The organism is Castellaniella sp. WN (genome assembly GCF_054457555.1).
In genome coordinates this window covers 868,786-894,285 of sequence record NZ_JBTKZC010000001.1, presented here as the reverse complement: position 1 = coordinate 894,285, position 25,500 = coordinate 868,786, and the positions used below count along the sequence as shown (strand labels likewise).

Genomic DNA, 25,500 nt, shown 5'->3' with positions numbered 1-25,500 from the left:
CACACCCCGCCATCCGCCCTTCGCCTGATTTCCGGATATTTCCATGCGCTTTTCCCATACCGGCCCCGCGCCCGCGCGTCGCGACGACTGGCTGACCTTGAAGACCCTGTGGCCGTATGTCTGGGCCTTTCGCGGCCGTGTGACGCTCGCCTTCGTCTGCCTGGTCGCGGCCAAGGTCGCCAACGTCGCCACGCCGGTCTGGCTCAAAGACATCGTCGACGCGCTGGGCGTGGCGCCGACGCTGATGGTCGTGCCGCTGGCGGCCCTGCTGGGCTACGGGCTGTCGCGCCTGGCCACTTCGGTGTTCGGCGAACTGCGCGACGCCCTGTTCGCCCGCGTGACCCAGGGCGCCATCCAGCAGGTCGCCAGCCAGGTCTTCCGCCACTTGCTGGCGCTGTCGCTGCGCTTCCACATGGGCCGGCGCACCGGCGGGCTGACGCGCGACATCGAGCGCGGCACCAAGGGCATCGGTTTTCTGCTCAATTTCATGGTCTTCAACATCGTCCCCACGCTGCTGGAGATCGCCATGGTCGCGGGTGTGCTGCTGTGGCGCTATGACTGGATCTTCGCCGCGCTGACCCTGGGCACCATTGCCGCCTACGTGCTCTTCACGCTGAAGGTTACCGAACGCCGCATGGCCTACCGCCGCACCATGAACACCCTGGACAGCCAGGCCAACGGCCGGGCGGTCGACGCGCTGCTGAACTACGAGACCGTCAAGTACTTCGGCAACGAGGACTACGAGAGCCGCCGCTACGATGCCGACATGACGCGCTGGGTGGACTCGGCGGTGCGCAACCAGGTATCGCTGAACCTGCTGAACATGGGCCAGGGCGTCATCATCACCCTGGGCATGACCGCGCTGCTGTGGCAGTCGGCGCGCGGCGTGGTGCAGGGCCACATGACCGTGGGCGACGTGGTGCTGGTGTCGGCCTATCTCACCCAGTTGTACGCGCCGCTGAATTTCCTGGGCTTCGTCTACCGCGAGATCAAGCACGCCCTGGCCGACATGGAGCGCATGTTCGACCTGCTGGGCAACCGCCAGGAAGTGGCCGACCGCCCCGACGCCGTCGAATTGCGGGCGGACCGGGCCAGCCTGGAATTCGAGGCTGTGGATTTCGCCTACCAGCCGGATCGCCAGATCCTGCATCGAGTCTGTTTCAGCGTGCCGGCGGGCGGCTCGCTGGCCGTGGTCGGTGCTTCCGGGGCGGGGAAATCGACTTTGTCGCGCCTGCTGTTCCGTTTCTACGATCCAACCGGGGGCCGCGTGCGGGTGAACGGCCGCGACATCCGCGACTACACTCAGGCCAGCCTGCGCGCCCACATCGGCATCGTGCCGCAGGACACGGTGCTGTTCAACGACACCATCGGCTACAACATCGCCTACGGCCGTCCCGACGCCACACGGGACGACATCGAGCGGGCGGCCGAGGCCGCCCACATCCACGACTTCATCGTCTCGCTGCCCCAGGGCTACGAGACCCAGGTCGGCGAGCGCGGGTTAAAATTGTCCGGCGGCGAGAAGCAGCGCGTCGCGATCGCCCGCGCGCTGCTCAAGTCCCCTCCGATCCTGGTCTTCGACGAAGCGACCAGCGCCCTGGATACGCGCACCGAACGCGCCATCCAGGCGCAGCTGGAACGCGTCGCCCAGGGGCGCACCACGCTCATCATCGCGCATCGCCTGTCGACGATCGTCCATGCCGATCACATCCTGGTGATGGAATCCGGCCGGGTGGTGGAGCAGGGCACCCATGTGGAACTGCTCTCGTTGGATGGACGCTACGCCCGCATGTGGCGTTTGCAGCAATCCAGACCCGAAGAGGACACTAGGGTTTGACCTATATCGTACCAAAGAGGTACTATTTTATTTTCAACGCCCGTCCCTGGAACCCTCGATGCTGCGGATCAGCAAGATCGTCGATTACGGAATCCTCGTGCTCACGCACATGGCCTCCCGTCCGACGCACGTCTGCAGCGCGGCCGAACTGGCGGGCGACCTGGGCCTGGGCCAGCCCGTCGTCAGCAAGGTCCTGAAACTGCTCGCTCAGCATGGCCTGGTCGCCAGCACCCGCGGGGCCCGCGGCGGTTACCGCCTGGGGCGCGACGCCGCCCGGATCAGCGTGGCCGAAATCATCGACGCCCTCGAGGAACAGCCCTTCGGCCTGACCGAATGCACGGCGCTGCCGGGCGCCTGCAGCGTCGAGGGCGCCTGCCATATCCGTTCCCACTGGCAGCGCATCAACCGCATCGTGCGCCGCACGCTGGAAGCCGTCACCGTCGCCGACATGCTCGATGGCGAAGGCGCCGGCGTGCCCGCCGCGTCCGCGCCCGCCGTCCTGGTCCCCGCGCCCAAGGCCGGCGCGCGCCGGGCCATCCCGAACATCACGAACTGGAGTCTGTCCAAATGAGTACCGTCAACGACAAGCTCGATTCCTTTCTCGACCGCGATTATGAGGCCGGCTTCGTCACGCAGATCGAATCCGAGACCTTCCCCAAGGGGCTCGACGAGGATGTGATTCGCCGCCTGTCCGCCATCAAGCGCGAGCCCGAGTTCATGCTCGAATGGCGCCTGAAGGCCTACCGCGAATGGCTCAAGATGGCCCTGCCCAGGTGGGCCAAGGTCCACTATCCGGACCCCGATTTCCAGGATATCAGTTATTACTCGGCGCCCAAGTCCAAGAAAGACGGCCCCAAGAGCCTGGACGAGGTCGATCCGGAATTGCTGCGCACCTACGAAAAGCTGGGCGTGCCGCTGCACGAGCGCGCCAAGCTGGCCGGGGTGGCGGTGGACGCGGTGTTCGACTCGGTGTCCGTGGCGACGACCTTTCGCAAGCAGCTGGCCGACGTCGGCATCATCTTCTGCTCATTCTCCGAGGCCCTGCGCTCGCACCCGGAACTGGTGCGGAAGTACATGGGCACGGTCGTGCCGCCCGGTGACAATTTCTACGCGGCGCTGAATTCGGCGGTGTTCTCCGACGGTTCCTTCGTCTATATCCCCAAGGGCGTGAAATGCCCGATGGAGCTGTCCACCTATTTCCGCATCAATAACGCCGACACCGGCCAGTTCGAGCGCACCCTGATCATCGCCGACGAGGGCGCCAGCGTCAGCTACCTGGAAGGCTGTACGGCGCCCATGCGCGACGAAAACCAGCTGCACGCCGCCGTGGTGGAACTGGTCGCGCTGGACGACGCCAAGATCAAGTATTCCACGGTGCAGAACTGGTACCCCGGCGACGAGAACGGCGTGGGCGGCATCTACAACTTCGTCACCAAGCGCGGGGACTGTCGCGGGCCGCGCTCGCGGATCTCCTGGACCCAGGTGGAAACCGGCTCGGCCATCACCTGGAAATACCCCAGCGTGATCCTGCGCGGCGACGATTCCACCGGCGAATTCTATTCCGTGGCGCTGTCCAACCACCGCCAGCAGGCCGACACCGGCACCAAGATGATCCACATGGGGCGCAACACGCGCAGCACCATCATCTCCAAGGGCATCTCCGCCGGTCACGGCAGCAACACCTTCCGCAGCCTGGTGCGCATGACGCCCAAGGCCGAGAACGCGCGCAACTACACGCAGTGCGACTCGCTGCTGATCGGCAGCAAGTGCGCCGCGCATACCTTCCCGACCATGGAAGTCCAGCATCCCAGCGCCAACGTCGAACACGAGGCCACCGCCTCGCGCATCGCCGAGGACCAGCTGTTCTATGCCATGCAGCGCGGCCTGTCGGCCGAGGACGCGGTATCGATGATCGTCAACGGCTTCTGCAAGGAAGTCTTCAAGGAATTGCCCATGGAGTTCGCCGTCGAAGCACAGAACCTGCTCGGCGTGAGCCTGGAAGGCAGCGTAGGTTAAGGAGCCCTCTCATGCTGAAAATCGACAATCTGCACGCCTCGATCGAGGACAAGGAAATCCTCAAGGGCCTGAGCCTGGACATCAAGCCGGGCGAGGTCCACGCCATCATGGGTCCCAACGGGGCCGGAAAGAGCACGCTGTCCCAGGTGCTGACCGGTCGCGAGGCCTACACCGTGACGTCCGGCTCCATCGAATTCGAAGGCCGCGACCTGTTGGAGCTGAGCGTCGAGGAACGCGCCCGCGCCGGCATCTTCCTGGCCTTCCAGTACCCGATCGAGATCCCGGGTGTTTCCAACGCTTACTTCATGCGCGCCGCCGTCAACGCCATGCGCCGCGAGCGCGGCTTGCCCGAACTGGACGCCATGGACTTCGTGAAGAAGGCCAAGGCCGAGATGAAGCTCGTGGGCATGCGCGACGAATTCCTGTACCGTTCGGTCAACGAGGGCTTTTCCGGCGGCGAGAAGAAGCGCAACGAAGTCTTGCAGATGGCGCTGCTCGAGCCCAGGCTGGCGATCCTGGACGAAACCGACTCGGGCCTGGATATCGATGCCCTGAAGACGGTGGCCGACGGCGTCAACCGCCTGCGCTCGCCCGAACGTTCCATGATCGTCATCACGCACTACCAGCGCCTGCTGGACTACATCGTGCCCGACTACGTGCACGTGCTGGCCCAGGGCCGGATCGTGCGCTCGGGCGGTCGCGAGCTGGCTCTGGAACTGGAAGAAAAGGGCTATGGCTGGATCGAGGGCGCCGTGCCCGCCGCCAAGCCCGCCGCCCGGGGAGCCGCGGCATGAACGCGCCGGACCGCTCCAAGCGCGAAACTCCCTCTCGGGGGGACGGCGCGCAGCGCCAAGGGGGCGCCATGAGCAATGATCTGCAAGCCTGGGCCGACACCTTCGGCCGGCGCGCCGGGGGCCTGCCCGGCGTCGGGGTGCCCTGGCTGGCCGATGCGCGCCGCCGGGCCCTGGACCGATTCATGACCGAAGGCTGGCCCACGCCCCGCATCGAGGCCTGGCGCCACACCTCGCTGGCGCCTCTGGCCGCCGCCGCCTTCGACGACGGCGATGTCCAGCCGGTCGCCGAACAGGTCGCCGCGCTGAAGGCCGGCGCGCCGGGCCACTGGCTGGTATTCGTCGACGGCGCCTTCGACGCCGCCCTGTCCGACGTCGGCGCGCTGCCGGCCGGCGCCATGGTCCTGCCTCTGTCGCATGCCTGGGCCGACCACGCCGAGGCCATCCGCGCCACCTACGGCGACGCGGCCGACGGTCACAGCACCAGCGCCCTGAATCTGGCCCTGGCCAGCGACGGCGCCTGGATCCGGCTGAGCCGGGGCGTCGCGATCGAGCAGCCCATCCACCTGGTCTGCGCGGCGGCCTCGCCGCGCGCGGCGCACTTTCTGCGCCACCTGATCCAGGCCGAGGCCGGCTCCCGGGCCACGGTGGTCGAGCACTACGTGGGGGCCCCGGGCGCGGTCAATTTCCGCCACGCGGCCACGCGCCTGCGACTGGACCAGGACGCGCGCATCATCCACCTGAAACTGCAACAGGAATCCGAACAGGCCTGGCACCTGGGCGAGATCGATGCCACCCAGGGGCGCGGCTCGACCTTCGTCTCGCATTCGGTGTCCCTGGGCGCGCGGCTGGCGCGTCACGACATCGCCACGCATTTCGCCGACGAACGCTGCGAGACCCTGCTGAACGGCCTGTACTACGTCGACCAGCGCCGCCACGTCGATCACCACACCCTGATCGGCCACGAAAAGCCGCGCTGTGTCAGCCACGAGTCCTATCGCGGCATCATGGCCGACGCTTCGCACGGCGTCTTCAGCGGCCGCATCCTGGTGGCGCCCGGCGCCGACGGCACCGATGCCATCCAGCGCAACGACAGCCTGCTGCTGTCGCGCCTGGCCAAATCCGACGCCCGGCCCGAACTGGAGATCTACGCCGACGACGTGAAATGCGCCCACGGCGCCACCGTCGGCCGGATCGACGAGGACAGCCTGTTCTATCTGCGTTCGCGCGGCCTGGACGAAGCCCACGCGCGGGACATCCTGATCTACGCTTTCGCCGCCGCCAGCGTCGCGCGCATCGAATCCGATCCGCTGCGCCGCCGGGTGGAGCGCGCGGTGCGCGCTCTGCTGCCGGGAGGCGCCGCCCTGGAGGAAGCCGCATGAACGCCCCTCTGACCTCGCAGCAAGGCGCCCGGCTGGCCGCCGACCTCGCCGGGGAAGCCCCCCTGGCTTCGCCCTGGGCGGCCGATTTCCCGATCCTGGCGCGCCCGGTGCGCAAGCGGCGCCTGGCCTACCTGGACAACGGCGCCACGACGCAAAAGCCGCGCGCCGTCATCCAGGCGATGGAAGCGTTCTACGAACAGTCCAACGCCAATATCCACCGCGGCGTGCACTGGCTGTCCCAGCACGCCACCGACCTGTACGAACAGTCCCGCGAGCGCGTATGCGCACTGCTGAATGCGCCAGATAGCCAGGATATCGTCTTCACGCGTGGCACCACCGAATCCATCAACCTGGTGGCCCAGACCTGGGGCCAGTCCCTGCGTGCCGGCGACGAGATCCTGGTCACGGGCATGGAGCATCACTCCAACATCGTGCCCTGGCAGATGCTGTGCGCGCGCACCGGCGCCGTGCTGCGACACGCGCGCATCACCGACACCGGCGAACTGGACCTGGACGACTTCCGCGCCCAGCTGAATCCGCGCACGCGACTGGTGGGTTTCGCCCACGTGTCCAACGCCCTGGGCACAGTCAATCCGGTGGTCGAACTGGTGCGTCTCGCGCACGAGGCCGGCGCCCTGGCGCTGGTCGATGGCGCCCAGGCCGTGGCTCACGCCCCGGTGGACGTGCAGGCTCTGGATTGCGACTTCTACGCCTTCTCCGGCCACAAGCTCTACGGACCCACCGGTATCGGTGCCCTCTACGTCCGCGGCTCGATCCTGGCCGACCTGCCGCCCTGGCAGGGCGGCGGCGACATGATCCGCACGGTCAGCTTCGAAGGCAGCACCTGGGCATCCGGCCCGCAGCGCTTCGAGGCGGGCACGCCGAACATCGGCGGCTCGATCGTGATGGGCGCCGCCATCGATTACGTCCTGTCCATCGGGCTGGACCGCATCGCCGCCCACGAGGCCGCGCTGCTGACCGAAGCCACCGAGCGCATGCTGGAACTGCCGGGCGTGCGCCTGGTCGGCACGGCCGCCCACAAGGCCGGCATCCTGTCGTTCCTGGTGGATGGCATTCATCCGCATGACCTGGGCACGATCCTGGATACCGAAGGCGTGGCCATCCGAGCCGGCCATCACTGCGCCATGCCCTTGATGTCGCGCTTCGGCATCCCCGGCACGGCGCGCGCGTCCTTCGCTCTGTACAACGACGGGCGCGACATCGACGCGCTGGTGGCGGGCGTGCGCAAGGCGCAGAAACTGTTTGGAGTGGGCTAGGCCATGAGGGACAACGACGACGGCCTGCGCGACCTCTACCAGGAGGTCATCTTCGACCACAATCGCAAACCGCGCAACTTCCATGCCATGGACGACGCGTCGCACCGCGCCGACGGCCACAACCCGCTGTGCGGCGACCAGTTGACGGTCTACGCCAAGGTCAGCGACGGCGTCGTCCAGGACGTCAGCTTCGTCGGCCATGGCTGCGCCATTTCCACGGCGTCCGCCTCGCTGATGACCGAGGCCGTGCGCGGCCAGCCGGTCGAGCGGGTCGAGGCGCTGTTCCGCGACATCCACGCCATGCTGACCGAGGCCCACCCCGATTGCGATCTGGGCAAGCTCGAAGTCCTGTCGGGGGTGCGCGAATTCCCGTCGCGGGTGAAGTGCGCCACGCTGGCCTGGCATACCCTGCACAACGCCATCGTCCGGGCGGGCGACACGGCCGTCACTGAATAACGCGATGAACCAAAGGTAACATCATGAGCTTCAATCGTCAGGAAGTGATCGTCAACCGGGACTGCCCGGCGGTCACCGTTCCCTATGGCTCGCCCGTCACCATCGAGGCCGGCTGCGAAGCCGTCATCACTCAGCAACTGGGCGGCACCTACACCGTCATGGTCGAGGGCAATCTATACCGCATCGAGGGCAAGGATGGCGACGCCCTGGGTTTCGAGCCGATCGAGGAAGTCAAGCACGTCCACCAGGGGCCAGCCACGGCTGAATCCGTCGAGGAAGCCGCCTGGGCCATGCTGTCCACCTGCTACGACCCGGAAATCCCCGTGGACATCGTCAACCTGGGACTGGTGTATGAATGCAAGGTCGTGCCCGCCAGCGCCCAGGACCGGTTCCGCATCGAGATCAAGATGACCCTGACGGCGGCCGGCTGCGGCATGGGCACCATGATCGCCGACGAGGCCCGCAACAAGCTGCTCAACATCGAGGGCGTGGACGAGGCCACGGTCGATCTGGTCTGGGATCCGCCCTGGAGCCGCGAGATGATCAGCGAGCCCGCGCGCCTGCAGCTTGGCCTGCTCTAGTGTCCTGTCTGGCTAACGATCATGGTGGTAGGCACCACCCCTGAAGATGAAAGAGACTTTGGGGTGGAAGGTGTTGGGTGAAGGTCGTAAAAGTTTTTGGCGGCTCGACCCCGCGGCTAACGTGACCGGCCGGACTGACTCGCACCCCGGATTGCTTCCCTAGAGAGCGCACGCTAAACAGGCCGTTGGCGACATGTCGCCTTCAGGCACGTTCAGTCCCGGCACCCGCCACCTTCCACCCTTAAGTCTAATCGACAGGAGGTGGTATGGAACTGGGAGCGTTATACAAACGGGTGATCGGTCTGGACATTCATCAGGCGCAGATCACGGCCTGTGCGCTGATCGAGGAAGCAGACGGCTGCGCACGCATCGAGCAACGTCAATTCGGCGCGTTCAAGCGAGACCGTCGGGAACTGGCCGACTGGGTGGCGTCACTACGCCCCGACGAAGTCGTGATGGAGAGCACCGGCATTTACTGGAAGAGCCCGTATGCGGCACTGGAAGCGCGTGGCATCTGCGCCAAGGTGGTCAATGCGCGACATGTGAAGAACGTGCCGGGCCGCAAGACCGATGTGGGTGATGCCCACTGGTTAGCGACGCTGGCGCGAGCGGGATTACTGCGCGGCTCGTTTGTACCGCCGGCCAAGCTGCGGGAACTGCGCCTGATCGCCCGCCAACGACAGAAACTTGTCGGGCAACTGGCCAGCGAGAAGAACCGTCTGCACAAGGTGCTCACCGATAGCGGCGTGCGCCTGGGGGTGGTGGTCAGTGATCTGCACGGCCAGTCGGCACGCGCCATGGTCAAGGCGATCATCGCCGGACAAGCGCCGCAGGAGGTGCTCAAGCTTGCCAGTCGCCGCCTGAAGGCCAGCCGCGAGGAAATCTTCGACGCCCTGCAAGGCGACCTGACGGCCAGCCATCACTTCGTCCTGGATGAACTGATGCAGCATGTCGAGGAAATCGAGGCCCGTATCGTTCGCTTCGATACCCGGCTGCTCGCCGAACTGAAATCCGAACACAACGCCTTGGCCCTGCTGCAAACCATTCCCGGCGTCGATCAGATCGGGGCTGCCATGCTGTTGGTCGAAATCGGCTCCGACATGGATGTCTTTGGTAGTGCCGATCGTCTTGCCTCCTGGGTCGGCATCTGCCCCGGCAACAACGAATCAGCCGGCAAGCGTAAATCCGGTCGTGTTCGCAAGGGCAATCTGTATGTCCGGCGCCTGTTGTGCGAGTTCGCTCACGCCGCTAGCCGTACTCAATCCGTCTTCAAATCGAAATTCCAGGCCTTGATGGTGCGCCGTGGCTATAAACGGGCCATCATCGCCATCGGCCACAAAATACTGCGAACGATCTTCTTCATACTCCAGCGTGGCGAACACTACCGGGACAGCGCCACCGACTATGAGGCCCTATCCGTTCAACGCAACGCTCCACGCTGGATCAAGGCTCTGACCAAGTTCGGATTTATCCAACCTGCCAGCGCCTGAGCCGCACCGCCCTAGCCCTTACAGCCTTCGATGGCTGGGGGGGCGCTCGGTCAGAAATGCCTGTCTTTCACGCTAATTCCGATCCTTACCTTCGGCGCCTGGGCTGGCCATGCTGCGTTGCTTGTCCACCTCACCGCTTGCAAGCGGTTCGGATTCGCCAGGCACGGAACAGTCCGCGGATACAAGGGACTATTCCGTGTCCGGACTCATCCTCGCGAGATCGCACCGGCTATGGCTGCGGTTCGCGCCTTGCATCCCATCCCGAACCACAGTGCCCGCTTTCCGCTCGACTTATTCAGAGGTCCTCTGGCGGCGGCTCGGCGGGGAGCCCGCTGTCCGCGCCGCAAGCGGCCCGAAAATTTATATGCTAGAATTTATTTCTTTCGGGGCGTAGCGCAGCCTGGTAGCGCACTTGCATGGGGTGCAAGGGGTCGCGAGTTCGAATCCCGCCGTCCCGACCAGCATTATCAAGGGCTTACAGATTTCGGTCTGTAGGCCCTTGTTCTTTTCTGCGGTTTTGTCCCATGGAATCTCTCCGCCGGGATTCCTTGGCCTGTGGCCCAACCACCTGGAACGGCATGGCAGTGGACGCGGCGTGCGGCACGGGTTGAAGCGATACGGCTCGTCTGAATTCACTCAGACTATCGGTTTCCAGTCCACCACGAGCCGATAGCCGACGCCGGCCTCGGTCAGCAGATGTTGCGGACGGGCGGGATCCTGCTCGATCTTCTTGCGGAGATTGGCCATGTGGACCCGGACATAGTGGGTGTCATGGACATGGCCTGGTCCCCAGACGGCCAGCAGCAGTTGCCGGTGCGTCAATACCCGCTCGGGATGCGCCGCCAGATAGGCAAGCAGCCGGTATTCGATGGGAGTCAGATGCACAGGTTCGGCATTGCGGCTCACCAGCCGCCTGCTCAGGTCGATGACGATATCCCCGAACTGGATCACGTGCTCTCCCGCCGGGCTCCGGCTCTGATGGCGGCGTAGTTGAGCACGCACTCGGGCCAGCAACTCCCCAGCCCCGAAAGGCTTGACCAGATAATCGTCGGCACCGGTATCCAGCGCGTTGATCTTGTCGGTTTCAGCGCCTCTGGCCGAGAGCACGATGATGGGAATGTCCGACCACGTCCGCAGATCCCGAATCAGGTCGATGCCGTCCCCATCCGGCAGACCCAGGTCGAGCACCAGCATATCGGGGCGGCGTGTACCCGCCTCGATCAGGCCTCGCTGCAGATCGGCGGCCTCGAACACCTCATAGCCCTCGGCCGCCAGCGTCAGCCGCACGAAGCGGCGGATATTGCCCTCGTCCTCGACGACCAGGATATGCTTCTCATTCACGTCAACTCCCTTCTGTCGATACCGTATCATCATCCCGGCTGCCATCATCCTGTGGCGGATCCCCGAGCGGCAGTTCGATGATGAAACGGGCGCCCACGACGCTGTCGCCGAGTGTCCGGTTTTCGCCCCGGATGCATCCATCGTGCACTTGGGCGATGGCGCGGCAGATGGCCAGCCCGAGTCCCACGCCCGATGCCGCGATTTCCTTGCTGCCCCGTTCGAATTTCTCGAATAACGCCGCCTCGCGCCCCGGCGGCAAACCGGGGCCATCATCATCCAGCGTGATACGCAGCACCTTGTCCAGCTTCCGGGCCCGGATGGCAATCGCTGTCTCCGGTGGCGTGTATTTGCAAGCATTTTCCAGCAGATTGACCAGCATGCGCTCGATCAGGCTGGCATCCAGGCAAAGTAGCGGCAGGTCCGTCGGCAACTGCACATCGACCTTGCGTTTTCCCAGGCTGGACTCGCAGGTGGCCAGCGCACTGCCGATCACTTCCTCCAGGGGCTGCCATTCGCATCGCAGCGGCACCGTTCCGGATTCCAGGCGCGCCATGTCCAGCAGATTGCCGACCTGGGCGTTCATGCGCCGGGTCGATTCCCGGATCGCGGCAATGATACCCGCCTGCGGCTCGCTCAGCGGCGGGGTCGCCATCGCCAGGGCATCGGCCAGACCCGTCAGGGCAGCCAGGGGCGTGCGCAGGTCATGAGAGATGGCCGACAGCAACGAGTTGCGCAAGCGTTCGGATTCTATCTGCACGGTGCTCGACTGCGCGACCCGGATGTAATGAATGCGCTCGATGGAAATCGCCAGCAAGGAGGCGCAGGTGTCGAGCATCTGCCGCTGTTCGGGGGTCAGGATCGCCGGCTGCGCAAATTGCACGGCCAGAACACCCCGCAGGCGCATCGGCCCTTTCAGGGGCAGCATCAGACAGGCACTGGCGGGCAGTGTATTGGTTCCATAGCCGGCAGCCTCTCCCCGATCGAAACACCACTGGGCGACGGCCCGGTCGACATCGGCCGTCGCTCCCGGCTGGATTTCGAGCTGATCGACCTCATTGGCTACCAGCAGCGCGGACTTCGTGCTGAACTCTGTCCTCAGGAAACGGGCGGCCACTTCGGCAGCCTGTTCTGGCAGCAGGACGGCCGACAACTCCCGTGACATCTGGTAGAGGCCGCGCACGCGCCGCTCACGCTCGGCAGCCGCATGCGCCTGGGCGCGCAGGCTGGCCATGAGCTGCCCGATCACCAGGGCCACCAGCAGCATGACGGCGAAGGTGATCAGGTATTGCACGTCGCTGACGGAAAATGACAGCAAGGGCGGCACGAAGAAAAAATCAAACAGGGCCACCCCCAGGAATGCCGCCAGGATGGCCGGTCTGCGCCCGTAGCGCACAGCCGCCCCTACGACGACCAGCAGGAACAGCATGACGATATTGGTCAATTCCAGCACGCTGCGCAAAGGCATGGCCAGGGCGGTCACCGCGGCGCAGGCGGCCATCGCCATGAAATAGCCCGAACAGCGGCCGGGCAGGGCCTGGCGGGCCTGCCCGGCCGCTCGACCCGATGGGTCGGATTGCGGCAGCGGTACCTGCAGAATGTCCATATCCGGCGTGGCCTGTGCCAGACGCTCCGTCAGGGAAATCCGCCAGGATTTGCGACTGCTCCGCCGCCCCAGTACCAGGCGGGAAAGGTTGTTTTCCCTAGCGTAGCGCACCAGTGTCTGAACGATATCGGACCCGCCGGGGGTCGCTGTGATCGCCCCTAATTCCTGTGCCAGCTTCAAGGCCCGCAGCGCCCGTTCCCGGTCCGCTTCCCGCACTCGCTGCAGTGCGGGCGCATCGACGAAGACGGCGTGCCAGGGCAGGTTGTTCTGCGCGGCAAGGCGCGCCGCGCTACGCACCACCGTTTCGGCGCCCGGCCCGGGGCCCACGCAGGCCAGCAGCCTATCACGTGTCGACCACTGGGGCTGCCCGCCGTCTTCCGTCTTTCCAGTCGTGCGGCGCCAGCGCTGCATCTGGCTGTCGACCCGGTCGGCGGTGCGGCGTAGTGCCAGTTCACGCAGCGCGATCAGGTTTCCCTTGCGAAAGAAATGAGCGGCCGCGTGTTTGGCCTGTGTCGGCATATAGACTTTTCCGGCCGCCAGTCGCGCCAAAAGCTCATCGGGCGGCAAATCGACCACCACCACTTCATCGGCCGCATCGAACAGCGTGTCGGGCACCGTCTCCCACACCCGGATGCCGGTGATGCCGCCGACGACATCATTGAGGCTTTCGAGATGCTGCACATTCATCGTGCTCCACACGTCGATGCCGGCGGCCAGTAGTTCCTCGATATCCTGCCAGCGCTTGGGATGCCGCGATTCCGGGGCGTTGCTGTGCGCCAGCTCGTCGAGCAGCACCAGGGGTGGCTCGGTGCCGCTGGCATGGGATGCGCCAAAAGCGAGCGCCGCATCCAGATCGAATTCCTTCAAGGACCGGTTGCGATAGGACACGTCCTTGAGAGGCAGCAGGGGCAAGCCGGAGACCAGGGCCTGCGTTTCTGTCCGCCCATGCGTTTCCACCAGGCCCACCACCAGCGGCACCCCCTGCGCCAGGGCCTGCCGGGCCGCCGCCAGCATGGCGTAGGTTTTTCCCACCCCCGCCGATGCCCCGAAGAAGATTTTCAGACGCCCCCGCCGGACACGTGCCTCCTCCTGCCGCACCTGCTCGAGCAGCTGGTCCGGATCGGGCCGCAGATCATCATCGGGAATCGGAGGGTTCTCAGTCATTGGTTCGTTTCAGTCCAGTCAGCGGCTTGTCCCGGAATGGGGCTACACCATGCCCAATGCGGCCAGCGTCAGATCGATCGCCTTGATGCCGATGAAGGGCGCCACCAATCCCCCCAGGCCGTAGACGAGCAGGTTGCGCCGCAGCAGCGCAGCCGCCCCCACGGCACGATACTGCACCCCTTTCAGTGCCAGCGGGATCAGGGCGACAATGATCAGCGCATTGAAAATGACCGCCGACAGGATAGCCGAGGCCGGGCTGGTCAACCCCATGACATCGAGCGCCGCCAATTGCGGATAGGTGCTGACGAATGCCGCCGGAATGATGGCGAAATATTTGGCCAGATCGTTGGCAATGCTGAACGTGGTCAGAGAGCCGCGCGTCATCAGCATCTGCTTGCCTGTCTCGACGATCTCGATCAGTTTGGTGGGATTGCTGTCCAGGTCCACCATATTCCCGGCCTCCTTGGCGGCCTGGGTGCCCGTGTTCATGGCCACCGCCACATCGGCCTGGGCCAGTGCGGGGGCGTCGTTTGTGCCATCCCCGGTCATGGCCACCAGTTGCCCTTTGGCCTGATGTTCCCGGATCAGCGCCAGTTTGGCCTCGGGCGTGGCTTCGGCCAGGAAATCATCGACCCCGGCCTCGGCGGCGATCGCGGCGGCGGTGAGACGATTGTCACCGGTGATCATCACGGTCTTGATCCCCATGCGGCGCAACTCTGCGAAACGTTCGCGGATACCGCCCTTGACGATGTCCTTGAGTTCGACGATTCCCAGGGCGCGGCGGCCATCGGTCACGACCAGCGGGGTGCTGCCCCTGCGCGAAACATCATCCACATGGTGCAGCAGCTCGCCAGGGAAGGAACCACCCAGAGTCTCGATATGGCGGCGCATGGCATCGGCGGCCCCTTTGCGGATGCTGCGGCCATCTCCCAGATCGACCCCGCTCATGCGCGTCTGCGCCGAGAAATGCACGAATTGCGCCCCCAGTTTTTCCACGTCGCGCTCACGCAGATTGAAGCGCTGTTTAGCCAGCACGACAATACTGCGGCCTTCCGGCGTTTCATCGGCCAGCGATGTCAACTGCGCCGCGTCGGCCAGTTGTTCCTCGCTGATGCCGCGCGCGGGAATGAAGCGGCATGCCTGGCGATTGCCCAGGGTGATCGTGCCCGTCTTGTCCAGCAGCAGCACATCCACATCGCCGGCCGCTTCGACGGCCCGGCCCGAAGTGGCGACCACATTGGCCTGCATCATGCGGCTCATGCCGGCCACGCCGATGGCCGAGAGCAGGCCACCGATCGTGGTGGGAATCAGGCAGACCAGCAGCGCCACCAGCACAGTGAGGCTGACCACCGCGCCGCTGCCGGCCTGCGCCACGGCGAAACCGGAAAACGGCCGCAGGGTCGCGATCACCAGCAGAAAGATCAGCGTCAGCCCCACCAGCAGGATGGTCAGGGCGAGTTCATTGGGCGTTTTCTTGCGGCTGGCGCTTTCGACCATGGCGATCATGCGGTCGACGAAGGTCTCCCCCGGATTTACCGCCACACATGCCACGATCCAGTCCGACAGCACTCGCGTCCCGCCGGTGACGGCGGAAAAATCCCCGCCGGACTCGCGGATGACGGGTGCCGACTCGCCCGTGATGGCCGATTCATCGACCGAAGCCACCCCGTCGATCACCTCGCCATCGGCCGGGATCACCTCGTCCGCTCTGACCAGCACGATATCTCCCTTGCGCAGACTGTCGGCCTCGACCGATCTCCACTGCAACTGGCCGGACTCCTGCCGTTGCGCGTCATAATGACCGCCATCCAGTTTTCTGGCCCAGGTCCGCTGTTTCAACCCCCGCAGGCTGGCGGCCTGGGCCTTGCCGCGACCCTCGGCGAGCGCCTCGGCAAAATTGGCAAACAGGATCGTGAACCACAACCACAAGCCGATCGCCAGGATGAAGCCTGCCGGGGCCTCTCCTTCGCCGGCCAGGGCTTGGAAAAACAGCAGGGTGGTCAGGATGGCGCCCAGATAGACCACGAACATCACCGGATTGCGCCACTGTGCCTGCGGAGCCAGTTTGCACAGTGCGCCCCGGGTGGCCTGGCGCATGAGCGCGGGATCGGACAGGGTCGGAGATTTCTTACTGGGCATGGCGCTCTCCCGCTTGATTCTTTGCTCCACTGCTCCCGTCAGATGGTGTCCGCGCATCCAGCGCCAGATTCAGTTCCAGGACATTCACGCGCGGTTGGCCCAGTACACCGAACAGACGTCCTTCGATGTGCCGGCCCAGCAGGGCCTGTACTTGCTCCACCGTCAGTCCCCGTTCCCGGGCGACCCGCGCTGTCTGCAACTGCGCATTGGCTATCGAAATCTGTGGATCCAGGCCCGAGGCCGAAGCTGTGACGGCATCCACCGGCACGGGGGCATCCGCCGGCAGGCCATTGAGCCTGCGGAAGGCGGCGGCACGCTGACGCACGGCATCGATCAGGGCGGCGTTGGTCGGCCCCAGATTGCTGCCCGCCGAGGCCCTCGCATGGTAGGGAACATTCACGATTCTGCCGGGATCCAGCGGGTCCGGACCCAGCGTGCTGCTGGGCCGCGGATGGAAATAGCGCGCCTGGCTGAAATCCTGGCCGATCAGGCGTGAACCGATGACGACCCCGTCTTTCCGGATGAGACTGCCCGAGGCCTGCTCCGACAGCAGCCGCGCCACGAAGGTCGTCAGCAGCGGATAGGCCATGCCAGTGACCAGCAGCACGAAGAACGCGCTGCGCAGGCAGGGAGCCGCGAGCCTTTTCAGCGAGGAAACGGGGTGTTCGGCCGCAAGGGGATTGTTTTGCATGATCTACCTCGTGTCAGGACCGGACTTGGATCGCCAGCATCTGCAGATGTTCGGCGAGAGGCCCCAGTGCCAGTGCGGGCAGGAACGTCAGGCCGCCCACGACCAGCACCACGAATACCAGCAGGCTCATGAACAGCGGTGTGGCCGTGGGAAAGGTGCCGGGGCCGTCCATTACGGTTTTCTTGGCGGCCAGCGATCCGGCCATCGCCAGCAGGGGCAGCAGGGTGAAATAGCGTCCGATCAGCATGGCCAGACCGATCGTCGTGTTGAAGAATGGCGTATTGGCCGACAGGCCCGCGAAGGCTGAGCCATTGTTGGCTGTGCCCGAGGCATAGGCATAGAGCACTTCGGAAAAACCGTGCGCCCCGGGATTGCCCAGACTGGCCGGGGTGTCCGGCCACAGCATCGCCAGCGCGGTAAAACCGAGGATGGCTGCGGGATGTACCAGCACCGACAGCATCACCAGTTTGATTTCCCGAGCTTCGATTTTCTTGCCCAGGAATTCCGGTGTCCGTCCGATCATCATGCCCGCCAGAAAGACCGTCAGGATGGCGTACTGGATCAGGTTGATCAGGCCCGCGCCATCGCCGCCGAACACGCTGTTGAGCATCATCTGAGCCAACGGAACCAGACCGCCCATCGGTGTCAGCGAGTCGTGCATGGCGTTGACCGAACCCGTCGTGGCCGCCGTAGTGGTAGCGGCAAACAAGGCCGTGCCGGCCATGCCGAAACGCAATTCCTTGCCTTCCATGTTGCCGCCCGGCTGAGTGTCCGACATCACCTGGTCGGCACCGGCCTGCGTCAGCAAGGGGTTGCCGGCCCGCTCGACGCCGTACATCAGAGCTAGGAAGCCGATGAACATGATCAGGAAAGCGCCCAGGAACACCCAGCCCTGCCGCCTGCGGGCCAGCATCCGGCCGAAAGCCACGGTCAGCGCGGCCGGGATCAGAAGCATCGAAAGAATATGCAGGGTATTGGTCAGCGGCGTTGGATTTTCGAATGGATGTGCGGCATTGACATTGAAAAATCCGCCGCCATTGGTGCCGATATGCTTGATGGCTTCCAGACTGGCTACCGGCCCCAGGATGATCTGCTGGCGCACGCCCTCCAGCGTCGTGGCGAACACCTCGCTGGACAAGGTTTGAGGGACTCCCTGCCACACATAGACCAGCGACAGCACGAAACACAGCGGCAGCATGACGCGCCAGAGCACGCGCATGAAATCCACCCAGTAGTTTCCGATGTCCTGGCTGCTGGCGCGCGTCAAGCCACGGATGAAGCCGCCCGCTGCCGCCACGCCGGCCGTGGCGCCGCAGAACATCAGGAATGTGATGGCCAGCATCTGTGTGGCGTTCGACAGGCTCGTCTCGCCCCCATAGGACTGCCAATTCGTATTGGTGATGAACGAAGCGGCGGTATTGAATGCCTGATCGGGCGCCTGGGCCGGATTGCCCAGATCATTCCACGGCAATGTGCCCTGCAGTCGCAGCACGAGATAGCCCAGGCCCATCATGGCCGCATTCGACAACACCAGCGCCAGCGCATAATGCGCCCAGCCCATGCGCTCAGCCGGATCGACACCCAATGCGCGGTAGCTCAGGCGTTCCGGCAGCCAGTGCCGTTCGTCCATGAATGTATGAGCCAGCCACCGCCCCATCGGCAGGGCAAGTCCGCTCATGAGTGTCAGCACCAGCACGAAGCCGGCAATATCCAGTTCCATGACCCTCTCCTATAGGCGGCGCAATGCCAGCACGAGTCCGGTCGCCATGGCAAAGAATGCCAGCCCCAGGCCGACAAACAGCAGATCTTCCATGTCCGCTCTCCCGGATTCAGAATTTTTCCGGCCGCAGCAGGGCGTAGCCAAGATAGACGAACAGGCCGAGCACGCCCGCGCCTGCCAGCCAGTCGATGAGCGTCAGGCTGGTCATGGGCGCCCCCGGCATGAGGAGAGGGAGATGGAAAGACAGGAACCTCGGGACATTTCATTGCTCCATCGATACGGATGAAACAATAATCGGTCGCCACGTATCAAATCGGGATCAAGAGTTGGACCATGCGCATCAAGAAATCATCAAGAGCGCCTGCCCGTATCGACGGGGGGATTTCCCTGGTTGAATCGAGTCTGGAAAGAGACTGTTCGGCGGATTTTGCAAAGTCCGCCGAAGAAATCGTGTTGATCGATGGATCCCTGCCGGTCAATCTGGCGGAGGGCTTCGGCGTGGAGGCATCAATTCAGCGCACGCCGGTGTAGGCTCCCACGAGCCGGTCGAGGAAGCCGCAGAGCTTCTGGTTCATGGCACCGTAGTCCTGGGCTCGCAGGATGTCGGGCCGTTGCACGAATCGGTGCGAGGTGAATGTCTCCGGCTCCCGCTCGGAGGCGGCGATCAGCCGTTCGATCACTTCGGGTGTGAACTCCATGTGGCACTGAAATCCATAGACGAGATCGCCATATTCGATGATCTGCCGGGGACACCCTTCGCTGTAGGCGATGATCTTCGCGTTTTCGGTCAGTCCGGGCATGTCGTTGTGCCAATGGCCCACTTCCAGCGTGCCGCCGAAGTGCGAGAATTTGCCGTTCGCCTTTCCCTCGGCCGTCAGCGTGATCGGGAACTTGCCGATCTCCTTTTCCGGGCTGGGTCCGCATCGGGCACCGAGGGCCTCGCCGAGCAGTTGCGCCCCGAGACAGACCCCGACGACGGCCTTCCCGCCGTTGATACACCTGGCGATCAGAGCGCATTCGGCGGCGGCATCGAAGTGCGGGCACTCCTCCCGGGTGGTGGATGGTGATTGCGGGCCGCCCAACACCACCAGCAGGTCGATGCCGTCGATGGACCGCGGCAGCGGCTCATGGTCGTAGACGCGGGAATAGCCAGCCTCGAATCCGCGGTCCTCGGCCCAGGTTTCATAGGCGCCAGGCGCCTCGAACGACTCATGCACGACGAAATGAACCCTCATGATGCTCCCTGGTGTCCGCTGCGCCCGTTCAGAGGTTTCCAAGCGCCTTGCCGAAAGTGTAATCGGGCTGGCTTCTCGTTGTTTCTCCCGGATGCAGCGTGGTACCGCCGCGCTTCAATGCGTGATCCGGGTCCCGAGCACCGCCAGGAACTGCGCCAGCCAGGCGGGATGTGCGGGCCAGGCCGGCGCGGTGATCAGGTTGCCGTCGGTGTGGGCCTGGTCGATGCCGATCTCGGCATAGGTGCCGCCGGCCAGGCGGACCTCGGGGGCGCATGCGGGGTAGGCCGAGCAGGTACGCCCCTTCAGGACGCCCGCCGCCGCCAGGAGTTGCGCTCCGTGGCAGATCGAGGCGATGGGCTTGCCGGCCCGGTCGAAGCTTCGGACGATCTCCAGCACCTTTTCATTCATGCGCAGGTATTCGGGCGCACGCCCGCCGGCGATGACCAGCGCGTCGTAGACTTGCGGATCGACCTGGTCGAAATCGGAGTTCAAGGCGAAATTGTGGCCGCGTTTTTCGCTATAAGTCTGCGCGCCCTCGAAATCGTGGATCGCGGTGGCGATCGTTTCGCCGGATTTCTTTCCCGGGCACACGGCATGCACGGTGTGTCCGACCGCCTGCAGGGCCTGGAACGGCACCATGGTTTCATAGTCTTCGGCGTAATCGCCGACCAGCATCAGCAGTTTCTTGGCCATCATGGTCTCCTGGGAATGGTTGGGGTCACAGCTTCAGAGATGGTTCGTTTCTCGCCACGCAATGGCTTTCCAGAGCGCGTGCGGCCGCCGGGGCCGCATGCCGCCCGGTCCTGTCGAGCACGCTCCTGGCGTCCCGCATCGACTGGCCCCTGAGCTCGGAATAGCGCATACAGGTCACCCGCAGGAAGGAGGTGAAATTCGACACCTCGTTCCTGCATGCGTAGACCTCGTCATACAGCTTTGCAATCAACTGGTTGGTCGTCATCCCCTCGTCGTGCGCAAGCTGCGACAGCGTGTCCCAGAACAGGTTTTCGAGCTTGATGCTGGTCACGACCTTGGCGATGCGCACCGATCGATTCCGGGATTCGTACTGGATCGGATCAGTGTTGGAATAGATATGACACATGGTGCCTCCCATCTGAAATTCCTCCCGCCGCCCCTTCAGAGTTCCTTGCGCGACATGAGGTCCGTGATCGCTTCCGCCTGCCGGATCGCCAGCGACACGATCGTCAGGGTCGGATTCTCGGCCGCGCTCGACGTGAACTGGCTGCCGTCCGAGATGAACAGGTTCGGCACGTCGTGCGCGCGGCCATGCCTGTCGCAGACACCGTCATCGGCCTTGCGGCTCATGCGGCAGGTGCCCAGGTTGTGAGTCGAGGGATAGGGCGGCGTATGGAAGGTCCGCCGTGCTCCCGCCGCCTCGTAGAGCGCCGAGCTGCGCTTGAACGCATGATCGCGCATGGCCTGGTCGTTGGGGTGGTCGTCGTAGTGCACGTTGGCTACCTGCAGTCCGAACTGGTCCTTGACCTCGGCGTTCAAGGTGATGCGGTTGGTTTCCTGGGGCAGGTCTTCACCCACGATCCACAAGCCCGCCGTCCTGGCATAGTCGTCCATGAAGGACGCGAAGTCCGCGCCCCAGGCGCCCGGATCCAGGAATGCGGCGTAGAAAGGGAGGCCGAGACTGATCGTTTCGAGTTCGTAGCCTCCGGCGAATCCACGCGCGGGATCGTGTCTGGCCTCGTCCTGGACGATGCCGGCCATCGTCGTGCCCCTGTACATATGCACCGGTTTGTCGAAGACAGCATACACCGACCCGGTCGTGTGGCGCATGTAGTTTCGTCCGACCTGTCCGGAGCTGTTGGCCAGGCCGTCCTTGAACTTGGCGGACTCCGAAAGCAGCAGCAGGCGCGGCGTTTCGATCGAATTTCCGGCTACGCAGACTGCGCGCGCCGCCTGCCGCCGTTCCTTGCCGTCCTGGTCGAAATAGATCACGGCGCTGGTCTTGCCCCGGCGGTCATGCTCGATGCGCGCCGCCTGGCATCGGACCCGCAGGTCGAGCCGGCCGGTGGCCTCCGCTCTGGGAATTTCGGTATACAGGGTCGACCACTTGGCCGCCGCCTTGCAGCCTTGGAAACAGAAGCCCTGCTGGATACAGGGCGACCGTCCGTCGCGGGCCACGCTGTTGATGGCCATGTGCCCGGTGCTGACTTCCTTGTAGCCGAGTCTGGTGGCGCCGGCGTACATGATCTTGAAATTGTTGTTGCCGGGCAGTCCCGGGATGCCGTTGGTCCGCGTGACGCCCATTTTTGCTTCGGCGCGCGCGTAATAAGGCTCCATCTCGGCCAGGCTGACGGGCCAGTCCAGCAGTTTGCTGCCCGGCAGGTCGCCGTACGTTGTCCTGGCCTTGAATTCGTGCTCCTGGAAGCGCAGCGAAGCCCCTGCCCAGTGGGTTGTCGTGCCGCCCACCGTCTTGCAGATCCAGGCGGGCAGGTTGGGAAAGTCCCGGGCGGCGCGCCACGAACCGGACGTCGTGCGCTTGTCGAGCCAGGCGAGTTGGCCGAACGACTTCCATTCGTCCTGGATGAAGCTTTCAGGGCTCTCGCGCCCGCCGGCTTCCAGCACCACCACATTGATGCCCTTCTGGCACAACTCGTTTGCCAGCGTGCCGCCGCCGGCCCCCGAACCGATGATGACGACCACGCTGTCGTCCTTGTAGTCGTACTTGGCCATGATTGTCTCCTGCCGATGTTTTTCTCGAAAGACTGACGCTATCCGGTGGATGCGCGTTTTGCGGTCTCGCGCCGTCTTCAGGCGTCGAAGGGCGGCGGGCTCGCCGAGGCGGGGGGATCGGGCAGCCAGGTCAGGTCGTTGAAGCCGCGCTTGATGTAGCCGCCCTTGGACCAGGTCTCGCCCTCGTAGCCGAAGTGCTTGTAGGCCATCTGGTTGTCATAGATCGAAGTCACGCATTGGCCGCGTATCTTCTGGAAGAACGGGTCCGCGCGCATGGCTTCGAGTATTGCGAGTTGCCGCTGCGGGGGGGCCGAGGCCCAGTTCCCGCCGGCGGCGCGGTTCAGCGATTCGATGCCCGATCGCACCAGATCGCGGACCGTCGCGTCGCGGCAGGCCGCATCGATGTCCTTGACGAGCAGGGCGTAGACCGCGTCCGGCAGGTCATCGTGCGGATACAGGCGCCTGGCCATCAGCAGCAAGTCCCTGGCTTGATTCTTGTCGAGCACCTGGGCTTCGAGCGCCCAGGTCCTGGATGGCGCCAGCGCCGCCAGCAGCGTTCCGGCGGACAGGGTCCCGGCCAGGACGACGGTTCCCTTCAGGAATTCGCGGCGCGACCCGCGCCGGATGCGGGGAATGGCGGACTCCGGCGGCCGATCAATGGTTTCTTTCATGCTTGTCTCCTGAAATGATGTTGCCGGGTGTTGGGTTCCCGGCTGATTTTCATCGGTAATGTCCGCCTTCCTGCAGGACCTCGATCTTGTAGCCGTCCGGGTCTTCCAGGAAGAAGAACGAGGCCAGCGTCTCGCCATCCCGGTCGAGCCGCTTGATGGCCGTCGGCCGGTATCCCGATTGGCTGAAAGAGGCATGGGTGGCGGCAAGGTCCGCCACGGCGAAGGCCACGTGGCCGTATGCGTCGCCGTGGGCGTAGGGCGAATCCCGGCCCTTGTTCAGCGTCAGTTCGATCTCGACCGGGCTGGCGTCGCTGCGGAGATAGACCAGGGTGAAGGAGGGGAAGTCGAGCCGGTGAGTTTCCTGGAACCCGAACGCATCCCGGTAGAAGTCGATGGACTGCCGCAGATCCCGCACCCGGATCATGAGATGGATGAGTTTGGCCACATCCTGCTCCTCGCTTGTGCTCGTTGCGTTCAATTATGCGAGCACCGCGCGTGGGGGGGTAACAGCCGGATGCTACATCCGGATGAGTGGCGCATTCCCCGTATTGCCGGAAGTGGTCACGGCCAGGGTGCGCCGAAACGGTTCATGCGGTCATTTCCACTGTGCCCGTTCAACCGCCTTGCCGGACAGTGATACCGACAGCGATACCGTATCAGGACTGGAAAGGAATACCTGGTCGAGTCGCCTTGTACCGTGTTCTTTTTGCTGGAGGCATTGCTGTCTTGAATGCACTCGGCTTGATGGTTCTGAATGTGGGACCGCACATCGTGGCCGAGTACGTTCAGGTTGGCTGCGGCAGCATGGGCGCCGATATAGTCTGGCAATGGCGGGCGTGTCGGAGCCAGGGAGCGATTGGATACTTTGAACCAGGGAGGAGGATTGCCGGTTCTTGATCAGCAGCGGCAAGTTTCGGGGCGGTTGTCCGTCTTTTCGGAGTGGTTGTCCGTCTATCCGCTGAGCATTCGTGTTCTGGAAGCCGGATATCCCTTTTTCCATATCAGGCCTATCCGTTTTGTTCAGACCGGGAAGTTCGTCGAAGTGAGCTACACCAGTGTCGTCAGCCACAAGGCCAGAGACGGGAAAAGGGCGATCAGCAGCAGGCCGATCAGTTGAAGCACGACGATCGGCAGCACGCTGCGGTAGATATCTCCCATGGTGATCCCTGGGATGTTTGCGCCTTTCAAGTAGAACAGGGCGTATCCGAATGGCGGTGTCAGGAATGACGTTTGCAGGTTTACGGCCACCAGAATCGCGAACCATACCATCAGCTGGTTCTTGTCCGCGAATGTTTCTCCGAAATCCAGGCCCGCGACGATTGGTGCGAACAGGGGCAGCACCAGGAAAGAGATCTCGATCCATTCCAGGAAAAAGCCCAGGATGAACAACAGGATCATGATCGCCAGGATGACCATGTAGGGGCTGGACCCTAGCAGGCTGACAGCATACTCGATCATCGTCTGGCCGCCGATGCGTTTGAACGTGAGGCTGAATGCCGACGCGCAGATGGCGAGCGTCAGTATCATCCCCGTCATCAGGCAGGTTTCCTTCAGCGATTCCCACAGGACTCTCCGGTCCAGATTCCCGGTCAGAAAGGAGATGATCATGGCGCCCAGGGCCCCGATGGCCGCACCTTCCGTCGGGGTGGCGACCCCTACGATGATCGACACCAGCACGCTCAGGATGAGTGCGGCCGGCCCGACCAGATTGAACAACAGCTTTCGCATTCGCAGCCAGAAGGCGCGGTGGTCCGCCGTCGAGCCGGCGGGAGCGGCCTCGGGCCTGAAGTGCGCGACCGCGATGATATAGATGATGTACAGGGCGCCCAGCAGCAGCCCGGGAATCAGCGCGCCGGCAAACACTTGTCCCACGGGAATCTGCATGATTTCCCCGAACACGATCAGCATGATGCTGGGAGGGATCAGAATGCCCAGGGTCCCGGACCCGAGGATGGAGCCGATGGCCAGGGATTTGTCATAGCCACGCCGTAGCATCATGGGCAAGGCCATCGTCGCCATCAGGACGATCGATGCGCCGATGATGCCGGTGCTGGCTGCCATGATGATGCCGATGAGGACCACTGTCACGCCCAGGCCGCCGGGCTGGGTGCCCAGCAGCGCCTCGATTTCCAGCAGCAGCCTTTCCGCGATCTTGGACTTGTCCAGCATGATCCCCATGAAGATGAACAGGGGAATCGCCGCCAGCACCCAATTCTCCAGCACGGAGCCGAAGATCCTGCTGACGACGATCACGAAGATCTGCAGGGGCAGGTCTCCGAGGAACATGAACACGAGAGACAGGCCGGACAGGAGAAATGCGACGGGGTAGCCGGTAAAGATACCGGCCACCAGCGCGAGGATCATGAGGGATGGGAGGATGTACATTGGCGAATGGGCTCCAGC

23 protein-coding genes and 1 tRNA gene are annotated in these 25,500 nt (G+C 64.2%); 11 read left to right on the top strand and 13 right to left on the bottom strand.

Going from position 1 to position 25,500, the window contains the following annotated elements; genetic code table 11:
• The first annotated feature begins 43 nt into the window (after nucleotides 1-43).
• From ACTPOE_RS04070 to ACTPOE_RS04025, 10 genes are all read left to right on the top strand, one after another.
• Complete coding sequence (locus tag ACTPOE_RS04070) at nucleotides 44-1,837, top strand: ABCB family ABC transporter ATP-binding protein/permease (protein ID WP_458870953.1); 1,794 nt, start codon at nucleotides 44-46, stop codon at nucleotides 1,835-1,837.
• A 58-nt stretch (nucleotides 1,838-1,895) separates the two neighbouring features.
• Entirely contained in the window at nucleotides 1,896-2,408 is a 513-nt protein-coding gene (locus tag ACTPOE_RS04065) for an SUF system Fe-S cluster assembly regulator (RefSeq protein ID WP_458870952.1), read from the top strand.
• Nucleotides 2,405-3,853 (top strand): Fe-S cluster assembly protein SufB, encoded by a 1,449-nt coding sequence (gene sufB, locus ACTPOE_RS04060; protein WP_458870950.1) that lies wholly within the window; start codon nucleotides 2,405-2,407, stop codon nucleotides 3,851-3,853. The genes ACTPOE_RS04065 and sufB overlap by 4 nt, the downstream gene beginning before the upstream one ends.
• 11 nt (nucleotides 3,854-3,864) lie before the next feature.
• On the top strand, nucleotides 3,865-4,647 hold the full coding sequence (sufC, locus tag ACTPOE_RS04055) for a Fe-S cluster assembly ATPase SufC (RefSeq protein WP_458870949.1): 783 nt from the start codon (nucleotides 3,865-3,867) through the stop codon (nucleotides 4,645-4,647).
• A gap of 68 nt (nucleotides 4,648-4,715) precedes the next feature.
• Nucleotides 4,716-6,026: a Fe-S cluster assembly protein SufD gene (sufD, locus tag ACTPOE_RS04050; protein ID WP_458870948.1), complete on the top strand. Its 1,311-nt coding sequence runs from the start codon at nucleotides 4,716-4,718 to the stop codon at nucleotides 6,024-6,026.
• Entirely contained in the window at nucleotides 6,023-7,303 is a 1,281-nt protein-coding gene (locus ACTPOE_RS04045; protein WP_458870947.1) for a cysteine desulfurase, read from the top strand. Before sufD ends, ACTPOE_RS04045 begins: the two co-directional genes overlap by 4 nt.
• A 3-nt stretch (nucleotides 7,304-7,306) precedes the next feature.
• Nucleotides 7,307-7,759, top strand: coding sequence for a Fe-S cluster assembly sulfur transfer protein SufU (gene sufU / locus ACTPOE_RS04040; protein ID WP_458870945.1), 453 nt, complete (start codon nucleotides 7,307-7,309; stop codon nucleotides 7,757-7,759).
• 23 nt (nucleotides 7,760-7,782) lie between these two features.
• Nucleotides 7,783-8,340 carry a putative Fe-S cluster assembly protein SufT gene (gene sufT, locus ACTPOE_RS04035; RefSeq protein ID WP_458870943.1) on the top strand — a complete coding sequence of 186 codons (558 nt, stop codon included), beginning with the start codon at nucleotides 7,783-7,785 and terminating at the stop codon, nucleotides 8,338-8,340.
• A 266-nt stretch (nucleotides 8,341-8,606) separates the two neighbouring features.
• Entirely contained in the window at nucleotides 8,607-9,830 is a 1,224-nt protein-coding gene (locus tag ACTPOE_RS04030; protein ID WP_458870713.1) for an IS110 family RNA-guided transposase, read from the top strand.
• Nucleotides 9,831-10,214: 384 nt separating this feature from the next.
• Nucleotides 10,215-10,291, top strand: a tRNA-Pro gene (locus ACTPOE_RS04025).
• A 175-nt stretch (nucleotides 10,292-10,466) separates the two neighbouring features.
• Here ACTPOE_RS04025 and kdpE read toward each other — a convergent pair.
• From kdpE to kdpF, 6 genes are all read right to left on the bottom strand, one after another.
• Nucleotides 10,467-11,171, bottom strand: a complete 705-nt coding sequence (gene kdpE / locus ACTPOE_RS04020) for a two-component system response regulator KdpE (protein WP_458870941.1) — start codon at nucleotides 11,169-11,171, stop codon at nucleotides 10,467-10,469.
• Nucleotide 11,172: 1 nt separating this feature from the next.
• Entirely contained in the window at nucleotides 11,173-13,938 is a 2,766-nt protein-coding gene (locus tag ACTPOE_RS04015) for a DUF4118 domain-containing protein (RefSeq protein ID WP_458870940.1), read from the bottom strand.
• A 42-nt stretch (nucleotides 13,939-13,980) separates the two neighbouring features.
• On the bottom strand, nucleotides 13,981-16,077 hold the full coding sequence (kdpB, locus tag ACTPOE_RS04010; RefSeq protein WP_458870939.1) for a potassium-transporting ATPase subunit KdpB: 2,097 nt from the start codon (nucleotides 16,075-16,077) through the stop codon (nucleotides 13,981-13,983).
• A complete protein-coding gene (kdpC, locus tag ACTPOE_RS04005; RefSeq protein ID WP_458870937.1) occupies nucleotides 16,067-16,768 on the bottom strand; it encodes a potassium-transporting ATPase subunit KdpC in 702 nt (233 codons plus the stop codon). Before kdpC ends, kdpB begins: the two co-directional genes overlap by 11 nt.
• Nucleotides 16,769-16,781: 13 nt before the next feature.
• Nucleotides 16,782-18,488 carry a potassium-transporting ATPase subunit KdpA gene (gene kdpA, locus ACTPOE_RS04000; RefSeq protein WP_458870935.1) on the bottom strand — a complete coding sequence of 569 codons (1,707 nt, stop codon included), beginning with the start codon at nucleotides 18,486-18,488 and terminating at the stop codon, nucleotides 16,782-16,784.
• Nucleotides 18,489-18,597: 109 nt separating this feature from the next.
• Entirely contained in the window at nucleotides 18,598-18,696 is a 99-nt protein-coding gene (gene kdpF / locus ACTPOE_RS03995; RefSeq protein ID WP_458870933.1) for a K(+)-transporting ATPase subunit F, read from the bottom strand.
• Between the two features lie 125 nt (nucleotides 18,697-18,821).
• Between kdpF and ACTPOE_RS03990 the strand changes: the two genes are divergently transcribed.
• Entirely contained in the window at nucleotides 18,822-19,019 is a 198-nt protein-coding gene (locus ACTPOE_RS03990; RefSeq protein ID WP_458870931.1) for a hypothetical protein, read from the top strand.
• Here ACTPOE_RS03990 and ACTPOE_RS03985 read toward each other — a convergent pair.
• The 7 genes from ACTPOE_RS03985 to ACTPOE_RS03955 all read right to left on the bottom strand — a co-directional run bounded on the left by ACTPOE_RS03985 (nucleotide 19,001) and on the right by ACTPOE_RS03955 (nucleotide 25,482).
• Nucleotides 19,001-19,723, bottom strand: coding sequence for a type 1 glutamine amidotransferase (locus ACTPOE_RS03985; protein WP_458870930.1), 723 nt, complete (start codon nucleotides 19,721-19,723; stop codon nucleotides 19,001-19,003). The genes ACTPOE_RS03990 and ACTPOE_RS03985 overlap by 19 nt on opposite strands.
• Nucleotides 19,724-19,837: 114 nt before the next feature.
• Complete coding sequence (locus ACTPOE_RS03980) at nucleotides 19,838-20,416, bottom strand: DJ-1/PfpI family protein (RefSeq protein ID WP_458872750.1); 579 nt, start codon at nucleotides 20,414-20,416, stop codon at nucleotides 19,838-19,840.
• Between the two features lie 25 nt (nucleotides 20,417-20,441).
• Nucleotides 20,442-20,822, bottom strand: a complete 381-nt coding sequence (locus ACTPOE_RS03975) for a ribbon-helix-helix domain-containing protein (RefSeq protein ID WP_458870929.1) — start codon at nucleotides 20,820-20,822, stop codon at nucleotides 20,442-20,444.
• 35 nt (nucleotides 20,823-20,857) lie between these two features.
• Nucleotides 20,858-22,426: a GMC family oxidoreductase gene (locus ACTPOE_RS03970; RefSeq protein ID WP_458870927.1), complete on the bottom strand. Its 1,569-nt coding sequence runs from the start codon at nucleotides 22,424-22,426 to the stop codon at nucleotides 20,858-20,860.
• 77 nt (nucleotides 22,427-22,503) lie between these two features.
• Nucleotides 22,504-23,097: a tat (twin-arginine translocation) pathway signal sequence gene (locus ACTPOE_RS03965; RefSeq protein WP_458870926.1), complete on the bottom strand. Its 594-nt coding sequence runs from the start codon at nucleotides 23,095-23,097 to the stop codon at nucleotides 22,504-22,506.
• 49 nt (nucleotides 23,098-23,146) lie between these two features.
• Entirely contained in the window at nucleotides 23,147-23,542 is a 396-nt protein-coding gene (locus ACTPOE_RS03960) for a VOC family protein (protein WP_458870925.1), read from the bottom strand.
• A gap of 602 nt (nucleotides 23,543-24,144) precedes the next feature.
• On the bottom strand, nucleotides 24,145-25,482 hold the full coding sequence (locus tag ACTPOE_RS03955) for a TRAP transporter large permease (RefSeq protein WP_458870923.1): 1,338 nt from the start codon (nucleotides 25,480-25,482) through the stop codon (nucleotides 24,145-24,147).
• Nucleotides 25,483-25,500: the final 18 nt, after the last annotated feature.